The organism is Ruminococcus gauvreauii, assembly GCF_025151995.1.
In the GTDB taxonomy this organism is placed as follows: domain Bacteria; phylum Bacillota; class Clostridia; order Lachnospirales; family Lachnospiraceae; genus Ruminococcus_G; species Ruminococcus_G gauvreauii.
Map to the genome: position 1 here is coordinate 977361 of NZ_CP102290.1, position 18924 is coordinate 996284.

Sequence of the window (18924 nt, forward strand, 5' to 3'; positions counted from 1 at the left end):
ATCTCCTCTTTTCCTTTTTACTGAATTGCCGGCGGTTTTTTGCCGTCTTGTTTTCTATACCTCCATCCTACCAGCGCAATGTTGCAAAACCCTCTCATCAAAAAAGGAAAAGGTATCAATTTCGAAACATTTAAAAACGCCCGGCATCACACCGGACGTTCGTTTGACAGAAAAAGTGAAAAGCTGCTGCCCTCCCCGGGGCCGGACCGGACTGTGATATATCCTCCCTGCCTCGCCAGAATCTCCCGGGTAAGATAAAGACCGATTCCCACGCCGGAATCCCGGCGTACCTTTTCCTCGCGGTAAAAACGTTTGAAAATATCATTTTGATGTGACGGCTCGATCCCGATCCCCGTATCACTGACCATAAGCCTGGTGTATATCTGCAAGCTCTCCACCGTTATGGAGATCGCTCCTCCCGGGGACGTATATTTCACCGCATTATCAAGCACATTAAATATCGCCTCCTCCGTCCATTTCGGGTCATGAAACAACCTGAGTTTCTGCGGACACCGGACGTTAAGCTCAATATTCTTTTTATCAACCGCGGGAAGAATCGAGGAAACAGCTCTTGAGAGGGTGTCAAACAGCAGCGCGTTCTCTTTTTTCAGTACCAGCATATTGCTCTCAAGCCTGGACATTTTCACAAGCGCCTGCACAAGAAATTCCAGTTTTTTTACCTGGCCGCGCATCACACTCAGAAAGCGGCGCTCCTCCTCCCCCAGATTTCTACTTTCGCCTATGGTATCCGCATACATCAGGATATTTGCCACCGGTGTTTTCAGCTGATGAGAGATGTCGGATACCATCTGCTGAATCTCCTGCTTCTGGTTCAGATTCTGCATACCCGTATACTGTGTCACTTCCCCGAGTTTCTGAACCTTCGAAAAAATCTTTGAGGAGAGTGTCTCAAGATCCGGGTTTTTTGGGGACGCTTTTCCGGAAATCATATCGTCCAGCGTATCGCAGATGTCATCCGCCAGAGTTACATACGCCCTGCGAAACCAGAAATAACCTGCAAATACCGCCGCTGTCATGCAAAACATGATGCCTGCCCATACTGTCCGCCGCAAAAAGGCAGTCAGCTCCAGGGCTTCCGCCCAGATGCCTGCTGCAGCTGCCAAAGACACCAGAATGCCCAGCCCATAAAGCATGCCATTCCCGGTGGTACTACTCTTTTGTGTCTTCGCACCCTCTTCTGCTCGGCTGTGGTCTTTTCCCCTCATGTTACTGCCCCCCTTCTCCCATCCACTGGTATCCCATTCCGTAGACCGTCTTGATATATGTCGCCCCGTCATCTTCTATTTTCCCCCGAAGCCTGCTGATATTGATGGTGAGAGTGTGTTCATCCACAAAATTTCCGTCCTGATCCCAGAGCTTCTGCAGCAGAAGCTCTCTGGTGAGCACCTGCCCCGGATTGCTGCAGAATATTTTTAAAAGCCGGAATTCTGTAGGGGTGAGCGCCAGCGGCTGCCCGTTCTTTCTAACGGTCATGGAAGAGAAATCCACTTCCATATTCCTGCAGCGGTAACACGTCTCCGGCGTCTTCTTTTCACAGCGTCTTAAAATAGCCTGAATTCTCTGGATGACGATCCTGACATTAAAAGGCTTGGTAATATAATCATCCGCTCCCGCGTCAAACCCCCGCATCATATCCTCGTCCATATCGTGGGCAGTTAAAAACACGATGGGCGCAAAGCTTTTCCTGCGTATTTCCTCCGCAAACCGAAAACCGTTTCCGTCGGGCAGATTGACATCCAGTAGATATAAAGACCAGTTCTGTCTGTCCAGGCATTCCCTCGCCTGCTTCAGATTATATGCCGGCACAGGGCACAGCCCCGCCTTCTGAAGGTTAAAACACAGCCCGTCATTTAAAAGTTCATCATCCTCTATAATCAATATTTCTTCCATATTCTCCTCCTGAAATCCCCTGCGTCCGAACTCCATGACCGGAAGGGATATCAAGATTATAACCCGTCTGATTTCTGATGGCAAGATTTGAAAACTTCGCAGTCTGCCTATTTAAATACTTTCTGAACATGCCGAAATGTGCACGCGCCTGAAATCCACTGCCCGCTGTGCCTGGTTTATTCAGGCTGATATAAATTGAAACATTAATATTCAGCCTGTTCTTGATTTTTTCTCTGCAGTCTTCTGTGATCCGCTGCAGATCTCCAGGCAGCATACCCGTACTGACTGACAGCACCATGATTCCGTCCTTCTCCTCAGGACCATAGTCATGAAACTCAAATGTCTCGAGATGTACCGCATCCCCGTAACAGCTGAGAAGCTGTCTGATTTCTTCTGTCTCCTCTTTGTCCAGCCCCTCTCCCAAAAGCAGACTCACATTCTTCATAAATGACTTGACTCCGTCCGCCGCTATCATCACAGCAATGATCATCCCGGCTATTCCATCAATCGGCAGTGCGGTAACGTGCTGCAGGACTGGCGAAACTGCAACCAGGATAATTCCCTTTAAGTCTGCCAGTTCATTTCTCTGATATGCCTCAAGTGCCGGTGATTTCAATTCTATGTTCTGTTTTTTTATATTAAACACCAGCAAAAGCTTTACACCTGACCCAATGACCGCCGCCAGCAGAATGGGGATCAATGCCCCCACCGGTTCCGGATGAACCAGTCTTTTGACAGATTCTTTTCCTAAGACAACCGCCGCGAGTAAGATCATCTCAGAGATCAGCAATCCGATCACATACTCTATCCTGCCATGTCCATTGGGATGTCTGCTGTCTTTTTCTCTTCCGGAGATCTGAAATCCCAGCAGCAGAAGTAATGAGCTGCAGGCATCCATGAGATTATCTACCCCCTCAGATATGACCGAAATACTGTTTCCTGCCGTACCGATGATAAAATATACGATGAACAGGCACATGTTGGCAAATCCCATGAAGATGCTCATCTTGCCTCCCCGGTCACGTCTGCTGATCTCCCCTGTCATAAGGATCCCCCCTTAAAAGGCTCTGATTCATCAAAATGTTGAAACCCAAATCCCATTCGCTCATCATCTGAGCGCTGTGCAGTCCTGAAAGCTTCGGCCCTGCGCCGTCCCATCCGTCTTCTGTCCATGCCGTCTCCTATCTGCCACGCCTGAATCAGGCGTTCCAGGTATGCCATGAGATTCTTTTGCTCTTCATCTGTCAGACACTGGAATAAATCTTCCGTGTCATCGTTGTCAACCACCATCTCTTCCGATTCGGTTTTCCCCTTCTCTGTCAGTCTGATAATCATGACTCTTCCATCTTCCCGGGATGGTGTCCGTGTAATATACCCGCAATTCTCAAGCTTTTTCAAAAGTTCACCCAGCGCCTGCTTACTCATATCCAACAGGTACGTTAACTCTTTCTGTGTGATCTCCGGCTTCAATTTCAAAATGGATAATACCCGTCCCTGGCCTCTGTGCGGATTCATAAATGTTCTCTGCCTCCCCACCGCCATATGCCTGTGTAACAGTCCCTCCAGCCGCATCAGTAAATTTAAGAGTTTTTTATTCTGTTCGTTCATTGTTATGCCCTCCAATCTTTTTCCGCTTAATAGTAATGTCCTTGACTATAATAATACAAGTACCTGACAATTTTGTCAAGTACTTGTATTAAACAACGGGCATATTAATTTTATTCACAATGAAAAGATGAGAACGGGGCAATGAAGTGCGTGAGCCGGACAGCAGCATTCCATTTTTCACTTAAAATAAGCAGTTAATCCCACACCTCTTTTGCCATATGAAACGCCGCCCATGCCTTCGGCCATCCCGCATAGAATGCGGCATGGGTGAGAATCTCCGCGATCTCCTCCCGGGTGACACCGTGGTTCCTGGCATTTGTCAGATGGAACCTCAGCGAACTGTCCAGAATACCGCTTGCCATCAGCGCCGTAACTGTGACAATGCAGCGGTCTCTTGCAGACAGTCTATCCTCTCTCGACCACACCTGCCCGAACAGCACATCGTCATTTAACTCCGCAAATTTGGGTGCAAACCCACCAAGCTGATCTCTCCCTGCAGTTACTTTCTCCATTTCATCTAACCTCCTGTTTGAACATTTTGCTATTTTAATTTTCTGTATTCATCATCATTGACAGGCTCACACCACTCATTCCTGCAATTCTCACCCGGCACCTCTATGGCCAGATGCTGAAACCAGGCATCCGGCGCAGCTCCATGCCAATGTTTTACACCGCTCGGGATATGAATGACATCGCCGGGATACAGCTCCCTCGCCGCCTTCCCCCACTCCTGATAATACCCTCTGCCCGCCGTTACCAGCAACATCTGTCCGCCGTTCCTGTCGGCATGGTGAATATGCCAGTTGTTCCGGCAGCCGGGTTCAAAGGTCACATTTCCGACAGCTACCTGTTCTGCCGACAGCATATTCAGATAGCTCTGACCAACAAAATACTGTGCATATGCGTCATTGGTTTCCCCCATGGGAAATACGCTCAATTCCTGCTGCTTCATTCTATTTTCCTCCTCTTCACAGCCAGTCTCTGATATCTCTCTCTGAGTGATGTACGTTTCCTCCGCGAATTGCCAGCCCTGTCTCCACTTTTGCTGCGGGGCACAGCTTTTTGATATCTTTCACACTGCTGCCCATACCGCTTCCCTCATGGGTACAGAAGGGCCTGATTGTTTTTCCGGTAAAATCATAACGTTCCAGAAAGGTAAACACTGCCATAGGCATCGTCCCCCAGTAATTCGGGAAGCCAAGATAGACCACATCATATGGTTCCATATGTTCCGGATATGCCACGAGTTCCGGCCGGGCATCCCGCCTCTGGTCTGTCTGTGCCTGTGAGATGCACTCGTTATAATTCTTTGAATATGCCAGTTTCGGTTCTATTTTAAACAGATCCGCACCTGTCAGCCTCCGGATGATGCCAGCTGCAACCTCCGTGTTTCCCACTCCGAGGTTCTTTATCTCTCCATTCACATAATTCTCGTCCCCTCTTGAGAAGAACGCAATCAATTCCGCCATATTTCTTACCTCCTTTTTCTTACCTTCATTGTACCTCCAGTCTCCTTGATATTGAATCTCCGATATGTTATCATTGTATAAACTTCAGGTTCATACAACGGAGGACACTTTATGTATAACCATATGCTTGATACGTTTATAGCAGCCGCTGACTGCGGCAGCTTTACAAAAGCCGCTGAGCTCCTGTATATCTCACCCACCGCCGTCATGAAGCAAATGAACACGCTGGAAGAACACCTGGATATGAAGCTGCTGGAGCGGACACCGTCCGGGGTCCATCTGACAGACGCCGGCACCCTCATCTATCGGGATGCCAAATTCATGATCGAGTATTCCCGGAAGTCCATCGCGGACGCCAGGGCCACCCTGCACGCCCGGGACACTACTTTCTGCGTGGGCACCTCGCTTTTGAACCCGGCAAAGCCGTTTATGGATCTGTGGTATCGTGTGAATCGGGATTTCCCGGAATATAAACTGCACCTGGTGACTTTTGAAGATGACCATAAGGGTATCCTCACTGAGATTGAACAGCTGGGGAAGAAATTTGACTTTCTCATCGGCGTATGCGATTCCAGAGAGTGGCTGCGCCGCTGCAATTTCCTTGCGCTCGGCAGATATAAGAAAATGGTCGCCGTGTCCAGAGAACATCCCCTCGCCGGCAAAAAACGAATTGAGTTGAAAGATTTGTACGGAGAAACACTGATGATGGTGGCGCGCGGAGATTCCGGTGTCAATGATTTCCTGCGCAATGACCTGGAGAAGCATCACCCCCAAATCCACATCGAAGATACGCCCCAATTTTATGATCTGTCCGTATTCAACCGCTGTGCAGAGACGAGAAACGTCCTGCTCACCATTGAATGCTGGCAGGACGTCCACCCCGGTCTTGTTTCCATCCCTGTCGATTGGGACTACAGCATTCCCTATGGCCTGCTGTACAGTCTTGATGCGCCGGAGGATGTACATCGGTTTGCTGAGGCTGTGGAACGGATGATATAGACAAGGCGTCAGTTTATACTGTAATCCGCAAGACTTTCGCAAACCCTGTGTTGTGGTCAAGCTTTTTTGTAACACTGATGGATAAAAAATATTACTCTGTTCTGAGGAATATAGCATATCTGTTTATGCTGCATTCCTCGCCTGATACGGGGTACGATAGTTGTTATAGCTGTGAGGACGCACATGGTTATACGTCACATATGCAAATTCTTCTATGGCCTGATACAGTGCACCCTCTGTTTCAAATGCATATAAATTAATGCATTCATTCTTCAATGTATTGAAATAACGCTCCATTGGCGCATTGTCATAGGGGTAACCGGCCTTACTCATACTCTGAGTGATATGGGCTGATTCACAGAATTCTGCGAATGCTTTGGACGTAAACTGTGATCCCTGATCACTGTGCAGGATTATCTCCCCTTTTATGGACGGCTGCGTTTCCAACGCCTTTTTCACTGTCCGAATTGCAAGGCCGCTGGTGATGTGGCAGTCTGTGATGCTGGCAACTACACTGCGGTCATGTAAATCGATAATCGTACAGTTATATCGAACTTCGCCGCCTTTGAGGCGCAGGTAAGTAAAGTCGGTGCACCACTTCTGATTGATCGTATCTGCGTGAAAGTCCTGATTTAGTTTGTTTGCAAAAATTTTATGAGGCTTACCGTATTCAGATTTTGGTTTTTTCGGGCGCACAATCGATTTCAGCCCCATTTCGGTATTCATATATTTATGAATGGTTGGAAGACTGTAGAGGAATCCTTTTAGCCCAAGATATACTTTCATAGTTCTGTAGCCGTCCACTCCATTGTGGCTATGGTAGATTTCGCTGATCTGTTCCTGTACGTTTGCCTTACGGGCATAATAATCCGCCTTCCGGTGTTTCCGGTAGTTGTAATAGGCATTTGGACAGATGTTCAAATGGCGAAGGATCCAGCGAAGCCCAAACTCTGTATGGTATTGCTCAATAAATCGATAAGCCTCTAATCGATTTCCTTTGCGAAGAATGCCGCTGCTTTTTTTAAGAAGAGATTTTCCTTTTTTGCTTCTTCCAGTTCTTTACGCAGGCGGAGATTTTCCTTCATCAAATCGTATTCTTCCAATGATTCAGGGCTTGTAAGGCATTCTTCACGTAACTCACTGCACCATTTGGAAATGCTTGCTTTCGATACGCCATATTCGGCAGTGATGCTTTTGTAAGTGCGTCCTTCCTCCTCATGGAGACGGACAATCTTCTTTTTAAATTCTGGTGTATAACTTTGTGGCATAACTGATAACCTCTTTCCTTGATCGTATTGATTATATCTTATTAGCCACCCCTGTTACAACTTTATTATAGCACTACCCTGACAGTTGCATAAAAAACGGAGATGGTTTCCGATTTCAATCCACGAGGCTCTCGCGAACCTCGACCAACCAGGGACGGCAATTGATACTATACAGGCCAATTTCAATCCACGAGGCTCTCGCGAACCTCGACTATGGATCAGCAGTCAAATTGTTGTCATGTAGGATATTTCAATCCACGAGGCTCTCGCGAACCTCGACCTCCGCTTCCCGGCTTTCCGGTTCTTCCGGCTGGATTTCAATCCACGAGGCTCTCGCGAACCTCGACAGGCAAAAACTGGGAAAAGCACAGAGGAGCTTTTATTTCAATCCACGAGGCTCTCGCGAACCTCGACGTTTTTCTCCAACATCGTTTTCAACACTTAATGCATTTCAATCCACGAGGCTCTCGCGAACCTCGACCAGGTGTTCAGCCACTATGAGACCGTGACCCTTATTTCAATCCACGAGGCTCTCGCGAACCTCGACTGTACTGTCATATGCCGGGCGGTGGAACCTGTGAATTTCAATCCACGAGGCTCTCGCGAACCTCGACAGCAAACATTCCCAAATTCAGAACACTTTCTCATTATATTTTTATGCAAATCAACCAAATATGGAAGCGGGACTTACGCCAAAAACCAGATTCATTTCCGATTCTCAACAAATCTAGGTGCGAACCTCCCACGGAATCCATGTTCACTTTGGATTCGCACGGAAGCATACCCCTATTCAGTTCTTCTATAATATCAAAGGCTCATCCACCTGCAGCCCACGACGCACACCAAAATGTTCCACTTTACCACTATATTTGTTGCCCAGAGAATAAAAGCGCAGGCTGTCTTTATCTTCATCTATTTCTTTTAACAAAAGATGTTTTAGTTGTACATATTGGGCAGCATCCACTTGGCATTCGAAAACAGAGTTCTGTACTCGTGTGCCATAATTCACACATTGCTTAGCCACGCGTCTTAAACGGCGTGCCCCTGATACCTCAGTAATATTGATATCATAAGTTACCAGCACAAGCAAAACTATCACCTCATTTCCATAAGAACGGAGGATAAGCATCTAAATCTCCTCGCAGATATCTGGATAAAAGCATAGCTTGAGTATAAGCAACTATCCCCCATTGAACCTTCTCTTTTAAATAAGGATGTACAATCGTCTCCTGCTTACGTTTTTGCCATGCAGACAAAAACCGCTTTCTCGCATCATCCGTCATAAAAATCGCCCCATTTTCTTTTTTTAGAAAATCTTTTTCTGTGAAAACGCCAAGATTTATCTGCGTTACAACAAATCTATCTGCCAATGGCGCCCGTAACTCTTCAAGCAAATCAAGAGCCAAGGACGCTCGTCCCGGGCGTACTGTATGGAGATAACCTACTGCCGGATCCAAACCCACGGTTTCCAGGGCGCCTGTTATCTCGTTCCCCAGTAAAGTATACGCAAAAGAAAGCATTGCATTTACCGGATCCAGTGGCGGTCGACGAGTTCTTCCATCAAAAACAAACACGTCTTCATTCCGGAGGATCATCTGCGAAAATTCTCCAAAATATGCTTTCGCGGCTATTCCTTCAATTCCCATTAACTCGCCTCTGTTTTCAGCATTTTCCAAACATGCTAATGAACGGAGCATCTGACTTATGGCCTCATCCATCTTCTCCTGATCGATACGCATACGATGATCACGCTTCACCCTTTCCAGACACCACCTGCCATTATATATTTTTCCCAATAAAAATGATTTAGCGATGACAAGTGACTGCATTTCATCTGCGGCCCTGAAATACTGTGTTTCTCGCAGCAGCACATTACCGCTCACCGTTCCAGTGACCCGTGCCAGGAACCGACCGTGCGGAGTCAAAAAGCAAAGACCAATTTCCTTTTCTGCACAAGCTCCCATTAGCGCAGGACTAACGCCTCTGTAGCCGAAACAGACAATTCCTTCCAGATTATGAAGAGGAATCCGTCCCAGCTCATTTTGCTCCTGCAAAAGTACGATATTCTCTCCATCCAACGACAGATACGAATTCGGCGTCGTAACATACAAAGTATTCAACAGCTTTTTCATTGTCTGTCCTCCTCATGGAAAGCTCTGCGAATATATTCCGAAGCCGAAACCTGTTTCATCAGTCTTGGCTGACAAATCTCCACAAGAGAACAATTTTTACAGGCTTTTCCCATCTTCGCCCTCGGTGTATACCCCTTCAACATCAATTGCTGCATTTCTTCCACAGAAGCCTTTACTTTGTGCCGCAGTTCCTCTGTCAAAAGAATACGCTGTCGGCGTTTTATCTTTCCATAATACAGAGCGGCTTCGGGAATATCTGTCACAAACATTTCTTCCAGACACATGGCCTGCGCACATAGCTGCAACGCGTCCGCCCCCTGTGCATCCGGTTGACCAAGTTTATATTCTACAGGATAAAGCCTCCACCGTCCGCTCCGTCCCTGAATCGGCACTCCGTCTTCATCCTTATACAATTCTACCATATCACACACACCGGTAATTTTCAGTCCCTGGGAGCGAACGGGCATTCCACGTGACAACAACACAGATCCCCTCGCTTCCGTAAAACTGTCATCATGCACCCGTTCATGCATATAGTGCCCCTCTAATGTGAGCACATTTTCTTCCCAGAGCTGCTCAATATGAATCAGAGCCCAGCGCCTGCGGCAAAATTGAAAATGCTTCAATCCTGAGATCATCAGGAAATCCGAATCATCATTCGCCATCCAATACCTCCGGAACCAAGCCTTTTAAATCATCCGTGCTTATCGTTACATTTCCCTTGGCATCACAGGAAATTCCCAGTGTCCGATGCACCTTTGCCGATGAATACTGGCCACTAGCACAGCTGTGTTTCCACCAGACCAGCTTCACGACTTCCATACTTCCAGCCGGGCGGGCCGAGGTCTCGTCGTTGCAGAATATGGTCCTCATCGCTTCCTTCAACACTTCTGCATCTTCTTCACTGAAACCTGTCTTTTCCGCTGGCTGTACATTAATTGCACCATAAGTAACATAAACACCAAAGTCCACCCGATGTTTCATTCCCATCGTGTCGGGCCCTTTTTTATCCGGGTCTTTTCCAGTCTCCAGGTTCACAGATTTCGTGATCTGGGAGCTGGTAATATTGACCGGCTCTATACTAAAGGCTGACTGAATACTAACAGGGCCACGAATGCCGATTGATACGGCATCGGATTCCTCTTCCTCTTTCTTGCCCTTTTTGAAAGCAAAAACCTGTCCAAATGCCCTGACATCATACCATGTTTCACACGCCAGCCTGGCATAATCCTCCCGGGTCTTTTTTCCTGCTTTAATCTGTTTTGTACACTCCACTAACGCCGGTTCATTATCTGCTCTGTCCTTTAAAGAGCGAAACGTATCCCCCGCCCTGCGGCGTTCATCAGACTGAACAAAGATGTTTTGTCCCTCATCCAGCAGTCGATTGCGGATTTTTCGCTTCAGACAAACATCCGAAACCTCTCCCAGCCCTTTATATGTAGTTCTCGGACGGTTACCATCCAAAGGGTCACCGTTGGGATTAGCATTTCTTGCGGTAAAAACCAATGCAAAATCAATTTTGTTCTTTAAATCAGCCATAATCATTTCTCCTTTTTTATTTATTACGTTCTTTATAGTAAAAATGCAGATAAATACTTCCTAAAGGATCATTAGTATTCCAACCGTTATGCTGCAATCTTGCTTCCAACTGCTCCAGCATCGTATAATCCTTCTCTGCGCAGTTTCCCGCATATCTCAAATACGGTTTTAATTTGACCTTCAGGTTTTCCCACGTAGCCGCCGGCTTTTGTGCGAAGGCTGTCATGACTCGCAATTCATTTGTAGAACGCCTGTCTATCCCATCTGCTCCGCCAATGAAACGTTTCCTCTCCAGCCGTTCCGCAATTCCCAGAAGCTGTCCATACAAAGCACTCCGCATATCCTTTACATCTTTCCATGACTGAGGTTCTCCGGAAAACTGTGTTTTCTGATAAAATGTCCGAAGCATGGCATAGTATCCATGCAGAAAGCTGCCATCTAACGACTCCGTCGTCACTCTCTCTGGTTGTGAAAATTGCATTTCCGTAATTTCAATCAACCACTGGTAATAATCAGCCTTATCACCCAATTTTTCCAAATAGGGAATCAGCTTGTCATGAAGTCTTCCCCAGCTCTCATATGGTCTTGCTGCAAATACTGACATCATTTGCATGGCATTCGTCATACCAGTTCGTTCTCCATCACTCTCCTCCCTCTCCGCAGCATCTGCAATCGCCACTAAACATCCGTACAGCTCAGAACGCCGCTTTGGCAGCTTGTGCAGAACTTTATCCTTACCTTCTCTTTTCGCAGTCGGTTCCCATTTTTGAAAAAGCTTCTGTTTCTGACTGGAAAATCCCTGCAAAAATTCCAATGATAACTCGCCTCTTTCGTATCGATCCTCCCCCGAAAATAACTGCTCTATTTCTTCTAAAATGATCTGATATATTTTACCCTCTGAGCCTAGTTTTTTAAAACTCGGAATCAACTTCTCATGAATCTTCAGCCATGTTTCAAACGGGTGCTGTACGAATTTCTGCATAAGCCGGACGGCATTCGTAGGGTAATCCCGCCCCTTATCCATCGCTCTTTCTTCCATTAAATCAGCCACCGCCAAAAGACGGCCGTATAAGTAATCCGGTCTTTTTGAATCAGCCTGTAGTTCCGGGCCAAATACTTCACAAGCTTCTCCCAATCCACGCTTTTGGAAACAATAAATCATCGCACACGCAGTATCGACACTGTTTTCCCATGCAGACCTGGACCATTGCCGATCTTTCCCGCCGACAAATGCAAGCGGTGCGCATACCCTATAAAATGCACTGCGGACAATATCAAACGGTAACGGCTGCTTGTCCACAATACAGGTCAAAATCCTGGACTGCAGTTTACGCATCAATTTAGTATGGGATTTTTCGCATTTCAAATCTCTTTTGGCCGCATTTACCGCATCGATTCCCATAACAGCAATGGCAATATGCTCCGGGTTCGGCGTTACTATTTCTTTTGTTTTCTTTCTCCAGGAATAGCGCCACCAACAGCACTCCTTATACCAGTCTTCTAAACGCCCCACATATTCATTTCCAGAACATTCCTGATAATAGGTAACAGACATCCTTCCATCCGTCGCCGACTCCAGTCCCAATATTACCGCGGAATTTGTCCGTTCCGGATTATAATCATGAAGCCTGCCTCCATAGCCACGCGCAGCAGACATCACTTCCCGGGCATAACTTTCAAACGTATCAATAATTGAATCTAAAACGGCATCTTCCTCGTCTTCTTCCTCTTCAATAAAACCGTTCTTTTCATCAATCGGAGCTTTCATAAGCGCCCCATTTGTATTCCATACCACCCATGTCATGCCATATTTCTGCATTCCCTGGCGCGTGATGAGCCAGATCAGAGCGTTATGGGCACGGACAGACGCATCAAAACTAACAATCGCCGCACTACGGTCACCAACAAAACGCCCCCTGTACTGAAACGGGAATTCAGAATCCTTCGCCGAAATCAGTTTCGCATTTCCTTGTAACTTCGGATGGTTCTCAACAGAAGGAAGCATTTTTCCTTCCACATAGCAGAAATCTCTGACACCCGGCAGTTTATCCGCCAGATAGCGGCTCCAGCTTTCCTTTATATCTGCTCTGAGCCAGAGATCATCACTTCCCCCATCCTGCATCTGAACAGAGAAACAGACCATTGCCTTTGCATCCTCTCCTGCACCTTCACGCTTTTCTGTATTTTTGTAATACTTCAGTTTCAAATTAGGCTGAGATTCCAGATCAGCAAGAAGCGTGTGCCCATCTAAATAGGTATATACTGTACGCAGACAGGACGGTGCATACGGCTGCTCACACCACGCATTCATCTGTTCCATATACCGTCCGAACCGCCTCAAATTTTTATCCTCATAGACCAGATATTTCAGCTGCTCTGTCAAGGGGAACGGGGCTCCATTATCTCCTGTACGGCTTTCCGCCTGCGGCGTGCTGGGTATCTCCTGAAATTGGTTCTCATCCATCAGCTCATCTGCCGATACGAACCCTCCATCCTGCGAAATCACCACATGATATTTTACTTTTTTACGTACAAATCCCAGCGGAACAAGCATAACCGACTCTTTCGATTGGTCACAGATAATACCGGCATCATATGCCTCACATAGTTTCTGCATCCAACTCATTCGTTACCCCTCCTTCCCCGGCAAATTCCTGCCGCAGCGAATCTTCCTCCAAACCGCTGAAGTTGTTAAACTCTTTCCCGAATTTTTTTGCTTTCATCGCACGTATGCTTCGCTTCATCTCTTCCGGTATCTCCTCCGGCAAAGGGAACTGAACCACCCCATCCACCATCTTCGGCCTCCAGAATCTGGCCGTCAAAATATCGTGTCCAGTCTCATCCGGATAATCAAATCCATGAAACACGACCCCAAACTCCAGCTCTCCATATTGATCATAATAGCTTTCTCCTTCGCCGAACGTGCAGGGTTCCACATACCCCTGGCATTCTCTCGTCCCCAGGAAAATATCTTTGCGCCCGCCTTTTTCCACCATACGCTTTGCAATATTGTGGTGCTTATGCTCGTTAAAATCCTGCTCCAGGTCCCCACGGCGGTTCTCATTAAAAATAAAATGCGCCCTGACCTGATAAGATACATCCGCCAGATAGGTATAGACAGACAATGTATTCTTTGGCGCAACATAGCTGATTGGACGGATATTTTTAGACTCCGTGCGAATCGGCTTCATGATCCTCAACTCATCCACTATCCAAATAATCGAGGGCTTCCAATAGATACTTTCTGTAATTCCTTTCAGCGCCTGATATGTCGGAAGCATATAGCTTAACTTTTCTCCGCCCATTCTGGCAATCGGATCACTGAACAGAGCATAATTTCCCGATACGCAATACTCAATTTGATTTCTGTTTTTCAATATGGCATTCCCCCTTAACTTTATAAATCCCATTGATATAAAAAGTTACATTATGAGATCCTTCATTTCCTGCGGCATAATCTTGACACCGGCCCAAACATCATAGTACTCTTCCTTTAAAACAACCGCACCGGTCTCTCCCAGAGAATTCAGCGCACCCTCCTTTGCCAGACGCTCAAAAACATGCTCAAATAGATTCACACTGTATTGCTGGGCTTCTTTCAAATACTTAATTTCCTCACCCAGCGTATGCTGACCAGCTAATTTTTCTATCAGCTCCTTGCCCCCGCCATAAGGAACTATCACGCTTTTTGTTTTTTGGTCAATGACCTGAAAAACTGCGCCCGCCGTCCGGAAACTCTGGCGAAATCTTTTACTTAAACGTGAAGATCGATCCTCCGGCTTGTTCTTAGCAGCTATTATACAACCACTATTTGTCGAAAGCATGGTAATCAAATCAGAGTTCCATTCTTTATACGGATATTTTTCAACCTTCCGAGTATACTCCTCTTCTTTTATAAAATATTTTTTTATCATCTCTGGATCTCCCAACTCATCCGGGTTCCCCATATTACTGAGCAGGCTCATACTGATCTCTTTACCTTTTTGAATATCCGGTAATCGTCCCAGTCTCTCCTCGGCAAGGTTCCATAAATATACCGTTCCCATATCCGCTTCACAGTTCCTGTTGCAGCGCCCTGCTGCCTGAATCATGCTTGGAATATCAGCCAGACTTCTGATCACAACCGGAAAGCTCACGTTTATCCCCGCCTCGATCAATGCTGTGGAAACGCAGCAAACCCGCCTTTTCTTTTTCAGCCAGGCCTTGACCCAGCGTAATATCTCTTTACGGTGCATTGGACACATCAGCGTGCTTAGATGTACACACAAAACCACATTTCCCACACTCTCTTCGGCGCACTTCTCAAGCTCTTCATCTGTAAGTTCCTGCTGAATTTCTGCCAACCTATAACCCAATCCCTCTAGCTGCTCATAAATCCCTCGAAACAGATTCCAGGCAGCATCTTTTGTGTTCACGATAGTCAGCACAGATTTTTCCTTTTGGACAAACGTGGAGATTTCATCGGCAGCCTCCTGATAGGTACGCACTCCCAACTGAGGAACATAAGTCACCCGTTTTAATTTCTTATACAACGCTTCAGCCTCCGGGACCAGTTCCTGCGAGGTGAGACTCAGATTAGGCTGTGTCGCTGTACACAGCAATACCGTACAGTTACAATACTGTGCAAGAAATCCGATAGCCTTTGTGAACAGTTCCCGGCATTTTTTCGGCAGAGCCTGAATTTCATCAAAAATAAGAACTGAATTTACAAGGCGGTTCATTCTCCTCACCTTGCCATTCCCATTCCGAAACAATGAATCCAGAAACTGGACCAAACTACTCAGAATTATATCACTGTCCCACCGTTCTGCCAATCTGCGATAGTTTTTCTCATCCTCCTCATCTTCCAGCACAACGTTGGAATGATGCTCCAAAATAGATGGATAATCTGACAACGCCTTTCTGATATCCCTTGAATTTTGATCCAAGATAGTGTTCATGGGTATAAAATAAAAGACTCTCTCCTGCTTATTATTTTTCGCCTGAGCCAGCGCAAATCTCAGGCTTGAATACGTCTTTCCCCCTCCCGTGGGAACTGATAAAGTATAAATTCCCGGGCCAAATTCTCCTGCAGTCCTGCAGCAATCCGATATATCCCATCTGATTCTGGCCAGTTTTCCTTCTTTAGGGAAATCTTCCATATAATTTTCCAGTACCATAAGAAGTTTTTCCCAGTCCGGCAGATCATCTTTTGACGTTTCAAATGGATCCGCATCATATTCGAAGCATGCGGAATCCCATCTGTCTGAATCAACAAGAATACTCAGCAAAAGTCGGGCGAGCATTCCCCATTCAAAGGAATACTTATCTAACCCAAACCTTTCCAATTCGCTGCATGCATCTGCGAACAGCTCGTCTAATTCATCAGAAGACGCTACTTCATCGTAAAAATTGTCCATTGCTTCCATATAATAATTGCCCGGTTGTTCCCGCAATCCCTCTAAAAATGGAGAGCTGCCGGAATCATTCAGGCAATCCGGTAAACCGGCATGATGACCATAAATACACAAAGAAATCACCTGTGCTGCCTGTCTTTCCTTCGACGCTTTCTCTGGCATCCACCAACGCTGCTCAACATAAAGCGCCCCCAGACCGGCGTGATTCGGATGCTTGCTGCCAATACCCTCCAGATGGTCCTGCCAATCCGCGTTCCCTTTCCCGAAATCGTGAAGCAGCCCAATTAGCTTTGCCAATGTACCAAGCCCTAGTTTTTCAGCCCTCTGGGAACATAATTTTGACACATTTCTGCTGTGCTCACTCCACTCTTGTTTCTTTCCATCAGATTCTCTTTTATGCGCAAAAATACGTGCTCACCGCTTTTCTTTCATCCGTCAAAAGACTACTGGTAATATATGTTTTTTATTATATCTCATCACTGTCACTTTTTCAATTATAATCCCGATATTTTTTCTTTTTAACCCGAGTTTTTTAATTAAAAATTTGAAAATTGATTTATTTCTTTGACTATGCTATCATTTATAGCGTCAAGTGATCTTATATCACTTGTGGATTGAAAAGGGTTCAAAAGTAATTTCTTACTCAAAACCCTTATCTGGAAAGCATTATTGACATTTGTTTTTCGGATAAGGGTATCTTCCTACGCAAAGTCATCTTAAGTCTGCCCGTTTGATTTATTGTTATTACAAAAACAAAGGAGTTGCAGCATGCATTAATGCATATTGCTTCTCCTATTATCCCAGCTAATCAAATAAATTCAAATATTCCCCGTATCCGTCCTCTTCCATTCGTTCCCTTGGTATAAACCGCAGGGATGCACTATTGATGCAATACTGAAGTCAGCATCTGTCAGCAAGTCCGTCATTAAATACATGTCCCCGATGCGAATCACTTCCGCTACTGCGAATCTCCGTTCTGTACATGCCCAAGCTTGTATCGTCCAATTCCTTCACGACGATCCTCTATGGGCTTTGAAAAACTTTTCCAGCCACAGCCTGACGCAAACTTGTCAGTCGAAACAAATAGCGACTCACCGGAAATGATGTCCACATATATTCCGTCGCGTTTTCACGGGTTACTCTGTACTGAAAATCAGTAAGGCGTCGTCTCAGACTTTCATCCGTTTCTATATTTACCGGCCCTTTTGTCTGATCGTAGGCACCTGCTGGAATATGACAGTAACCATCGGTATTTCTGTCCATATAATTCTGGTGATACTCCTCCGCACGATAATAATTCCCGAGGGGGATTGCCTCCACCACAATCGGACTGTTATACTGTGCCTACAGCTCATCGAGCGCCAGAAGAATCTCCTTTTTATCATTTGTTTCGGTAAAGCAAAGTGTGCTGAGCACACTCTCAACTCCCCTGCCCCTCAATCTTGAGGGGTGGGGTCTTTCTTTGCTTCCATTTATTGTAAAATATTTATATGAGTAATATATTACAATCTATTTTTCTTGACCATTATGAGCAAATGCTCTACCAACTTTATCCTCGCCAAACAGAAACAGATAACGTCAACAAGATGATTCATTGCGGTGGTCCTTCTTATGGTGGCGCTTTCTATGCATGCCCCGATTACGGCGAATTGAAATTGTTCCTTTTCGTTGCAAGTCCCGCTTCTGTCCTTCCTGTGGAAATAAATATAATCAAATGCGCTCTTTTCACATCTCCTGCAAGCTAGTCAATTGCATTCATCGGCACTGTGTTTTTACTATTCCGAAAGAACTTCGCCCTTTCTTAAGGATCGTTCTCTCCTTAGCTGCCTTTTTCACTCTGTTCGCGATGTTGTCCTACGCATGTTTTTTAACTTGAATAAATTCGAAAACTTCACTCCTGGCATCATCTGTGTTCTTCATACTTTTGGGCGTGATTTAAAATGGAATCCTCACATCCATGCTCTTATTTCTGAGGGCGGTGCTGATAACTTTACCGTTTGGAGAACTCTAAAACATTTTGACTACACCTTCCTGCGTAACGCTTTTCGCAAAGTTCTGTTACAACGATTAACAAATAAAATCGGTCCTTCTTTTCGTAAAATCAAAAATGAAATTTACCAAAAACATGCTGAGGGCTTCTATATGAGAGCAAAGCTCAATCTTTGCACTCCCGACATCACCATCAAATATATATGCAGATATCTGGGAAGACCTCCTGTCGCAACCTCTCGCATAGACAATTACGACGGAACTTTTGTTACCTTTCACTACACTCGTCACGAAGATAACAAAACAATTACTGAATGCATTCCTGCTCTTGGTTTAATAAAAAGACTCATCGTACATATCACTGAGAAACACTTCAAGATGCTACGCTATTACGGTATATATGTCAAACACCATAAACAGGAAGAGAAACTGCACTATTTGAACAATATCGAAAGGCTATGGGCTATGGGTAAAAGCATGCTCATCATTCATTTCTCAATCGTTAAATAGTGCAGCCACCAACAAAACAAAAAACTTCACAGGCAAAGTCGTCGCGAAGCAACACCTTCGCTCTTTTGCTATGTAATTTTTTATTTCCAACTCATTATACACT

At 45.7% G+C, this 18924-nt stretch carries 16 protein-coding genes, 3 pseudogenes and 1 CRISPR repeat array; of the genes and pseudogenes, 2 read left to right on the top strand and 17 right to left on the bottom strand.

The window, feature by feature from the left end:
* Positions 1–146 precede the first annotated feature (146 nt).
* The 7 genes from NQ502_RS04730 to NQ502_RS04760 form a co-directional block, all read right to left on the bottom strand.
* Positions 147–1226, bottom strand: a complete 1080-nt coding sequence (locus tag NQ502_RS04730) for a sensor histidine kinase (protein ID WP_049898363.1) — start codon at positions 1224–1226, stop codon at positions 147–149.
* A gap of 1 nt (position 1227) precedes the next feature.
* Positions 1228–1911, bottom strand: a complete 684-nt coding sequence (locus NQ502_RS04735) for a response regulator transcription factor (protein ID WP_028529685.1) — start codon at positions 1909–1911, stop codon at positions 1228–1230.
* The gene (locus NQ502_RS04740; protein ID WP_028529686.1) at positions 1883–2956 is read right to left on the bottom strand and encodes a cation diffusion facilitator family transporter; all 1074 of its coding nucleotides are present in this window, start codon (positions 2954–2956) and stop codon (positions 1883–1885) included. The genes NQ502_RS04735 and NQ502_RS04740 overlap by 29 nt, the downstream gene beginning before the upstream one ends.
* Positions 2953–3519, bottom strand: a complete 567-nt coding sequence (locus NQ502_RS04745) for a MarR family winged helix-turn-helix transcriptional regulator (protein ID WP_049898365.1) — start codon at positions 3517–3519, stop codon at positions 2953–2955. The genes NQ502_RS04740 and NQ502_RS04745 overlap by 4 nt, the downstream gene beginning before the upstream one ends.
* A 194-nt stretch (positions 3520–3713) precedes the next feature.
* On the bottom strand, positions 3714–4031 hold the full coding sequence (locus tag NQ502_RS04750) for a carboxymuconolactone decarboxylase family protein (RefSeq protein ID WP_028529687.1): 318 nt from the start codon (positions 4029–4031) through the stop codon (positions 3714–3716).
* Positions 4032–4060: 29 nt separating this feature from the next.
* Positions 4061–4471, bottom strand: coding sequence for a cupin domain-containing protein (locus NQ502_RS04755; RefSeq protein WP_028529688.1), 411 nt, complete (start codon positions 4469–4471; stop codon positions 4061–4063).
* 16 nt (positions 4472–4487) lie between these two features.
* Positions 4488–4988: a flavodoxin gene (locus tag NQ502_RS04760; RefSeq protein WP_028529689.1), complete on the bottom strand. Its 501-nt coding sequence runs from the start codon at positions 4986–4988 to the stop codon at positions 4488–4490.
* 111 nt (positions 4989–5099) lie between these two features.
* Here NQ502_RS04760 and NQ502_RS04765 point away from each other — a divergent pair, with 111 nt between their 5' ends.
* Positions 5100–5987, top strand: a complete 888-nt coding sequence (locus tag NQ502_RS04765) for a LysR family transcriptional regulator (protein WP_028529690.1) — start codon at positions 5100–5102, stop codon at positions 5985–5987.
* Positions 5988–6110: 123 nt separating this feature from the next.
* Here the strand turns inward: NQ502_RS04765 and NQ502_RS04770 are convergent.
* The 10 genes and pseudogenes from NQ502_RS04770 to NQ502_RS19460 all read right to left on the bottom strand — a co-directional run.
* A protein-coding gene (locus tag NQ502_RS04770) for an IS3 family transposase (protein ID WP_148511958.1) occupies positions 6111–7255 on the bottom strand; the annotation gives its coding sequence in 2 pieces (ribosomal slippage) (positions 6111–7018 and positions 7018–7255; 1146 coding nt in all).
* A 112-nt stretch (positions 7256–7367) separates the two neighbouring features.
* A CRISPR array of direct repeats spans positions 7368–7869; the repeat unit is 33 nt; unit sequence ATTTCAATCCACGAGGCTCTCGCGAACCTCGAC.
* Between the two features lie 185 nt (positions 7870–8054).
* Entirely contained in the window at positions 8055–8345 is a 291-nt protein-coding gene (cas2, locus tag NQ502_RS04775) for a CRISPR-associated endonuclease Cas2 (protein WP_028529803.1), read from the bottom strand.
* A gap of 10 nt (positions 8346–8355) precedes the next feature.
* Positions 8356–9387: a type I-C CRISPR-associated endonuclease Cas1c gene (gene cas1c, locus NQ502_RS04780; protein ID WP_028529804.1), complete on the bottom strand. Its 1032-nt coding sequence runs from the start codon at positions 9385–9387 to the stop codon at positions 8356–8358.
* Positions 9384–10052, bottom strand: coding sequence for a CRISPR-associated protein Cas4 (gene cas4 / locus NQ502_RS04785; protein WP_028529805.1), 669 nt, complete (start codon positions 10050–10052; stop codon positions 9384–9386). Before cas4 ends, cas1c begins: the two co-directional genes overlap by 4 nt.
* Positions 10042–10926, bottom strand: coding sequence for a type I-C CRISPR-associated protein Cas7/Csd2 (cas7c, locus tag NQ502_RS04790; RefSeq protein ID WP_028529806.1), 885 nt, complete (start codon positions 10924–10926; stop codon positions 10042–10044). Before cas7c ends, cas4 begins: the two co-directional genes overlap by 11 nt.
* A gap of 16 nt (positions 10927–10942) precedes the next feature.
* Entirely contained in the window at positions 10943–13552 is a 2610-nt protein-coding gene (gene cas8c / locus NQ502_RS04795) for a type I-C CRISPR-associated protein Cas8c/Csd1 (protein WP_028529807.1), read from the bottom strand.
* A complete protein-coding gene (cas5c, locus tag NQ502_RS04800) occupies positions 13527–14303 on the bottom strand; it encodes a type I-C CRISPR-associated protein Cas5c (RefSeq protein WP_028529808.1) in 777 nt (258 codons plus the stop codon). The genes cas8c and cas5c overlap by 26 nt, the downstream gene beginning before the upstream one ends.
* Positions 14304–14348: 45 nt before the next feature.
* Positions 14349–16730 (bottom strand): CRISPR-associated endonuclease Cas3'', encoded by a 2382-nt coding sequence (locus NQ502_RS04805; RefSeq protein WP_260046733.1) that lies wholly within the window; start codon positions 16728–16730, stop codon positions 14349–14351.
* 396 nt (positions 16731–17126) lie between these two features.
* Positions 17127–17451, bottom strand: a pseudogene (msrB, locus tag NQ502_RS04810) (peptide-methionine (R)-S-oxide reductase MsrB); the annotation flags it as partial.
* Positions 17346–17651, bottom strand: a pseudogene (locus tag NQ502_RS19460) (peptide-methionine (S)-S-oxide reductase); the annotation flags it as partial. The pseudogenes msrB and NQ502_RS19460, both read right to left, overlap by 106 nt.
* A gap of 161 nt (positions 17652–17812) precedes the next feature.
* Here NQ502_RS19460 and NQ502_RS19555 point away from each other — a divergent pair.
* Positions 17813–18746, top strand: a pseudogene (locus tag NQ502_RS19555) (IS91 family transposase); the annotation flags it as partial.
* Positions 18747–18924: the final 178 nt, after the last annotated feature.

Excerpts from the sequence above, each read along its gene's own strand:
- NQ502_RS04750 (WP_028529687.1), bottom strand. The coding sequence starts at position 4,031 with ATGGAGAAAGTAACTGCAGGGAGAGATCAGCTTGGTGGGTTTGCACCC.
- NQ502_RS04760 (WP_028529689.1), bottom strand. The coding sequence starts at position 4,988 with ATGGCGGAATTGATTGCGTTCTTCTCAAGAGGGGACGAGAATTATGTG.
- NQ502_RS04730 (WP_049898363.1), bottom strand. The coding sequence starts at position 1,226 with ATGAGGGGAAAAGACCACAGCCGAGCAGAAGAGGGTGCGAAGACACAA.
- cas4 (WP_028529805.1), bottom strand. The coding sequence starts at position 10,052 with ATGGCGAATGATGATTCGGATTTCCTGATGATCTCAGGATTGAAGCAT.
- NQ502_RS04745 (WP_049898365.1), bottom strand. The coding sequence starts at position 3,519 with ATGAACGAACAGAATAAAAAACTCTTAAATTTACTGATGCGGCTGGAG.
- cas1c (WP_028529804.1), bottom strand. The coding sequence starts at position 9,387 with ATGAAAAAGCTGTTGAATACTTTGTATGTTACGACGCCGAATTCGTAT.
- cas8c (WP_028529807.1), bottom strand. The coding sequence starts at position 13,552 with ATGAGTTGGATGCAGAAACTATGTGAGGCATATGATGCCGGTATTATC.
- NQ502_RS04740 (WP_028529686.1), bottom strand. The coding sequence starts at position 2,956 with ATGACAGGGGAGATCAGCAGACGTGACCGGGGAGGCAAGATGAGCATC.
- NQ502_RS04735 (WP_028529685.1), bottom strand. The coding sequence starts at position 1,911 with ATGGAAGAAATATTGATTATAGAGGATGATGAACTTTTAAATGACGGG.
- NQ502_RS04765 (WP_028529690.1), top strand. The coding sequence starts at position 5,100 with ATGTATAACCATATGCTTGATACGTTTATAGCAGCCGCTGACTGCGGC.
- cas7c (WP_028529806.1), bottom strand. The coding sequence starts at position 10,926 with ATGGCTGATTTAAAGAACAAAATTGATTTTGCATTGGTTTTTACCGCA.
- NQ502_RS04755 (WP_028529688.1), bottom strand. The coding sequence starts at position 4,471 with ATGAAGCAGCAGGAATTGAGCGTATTTCCCATGGGGGAAACCAATGAC.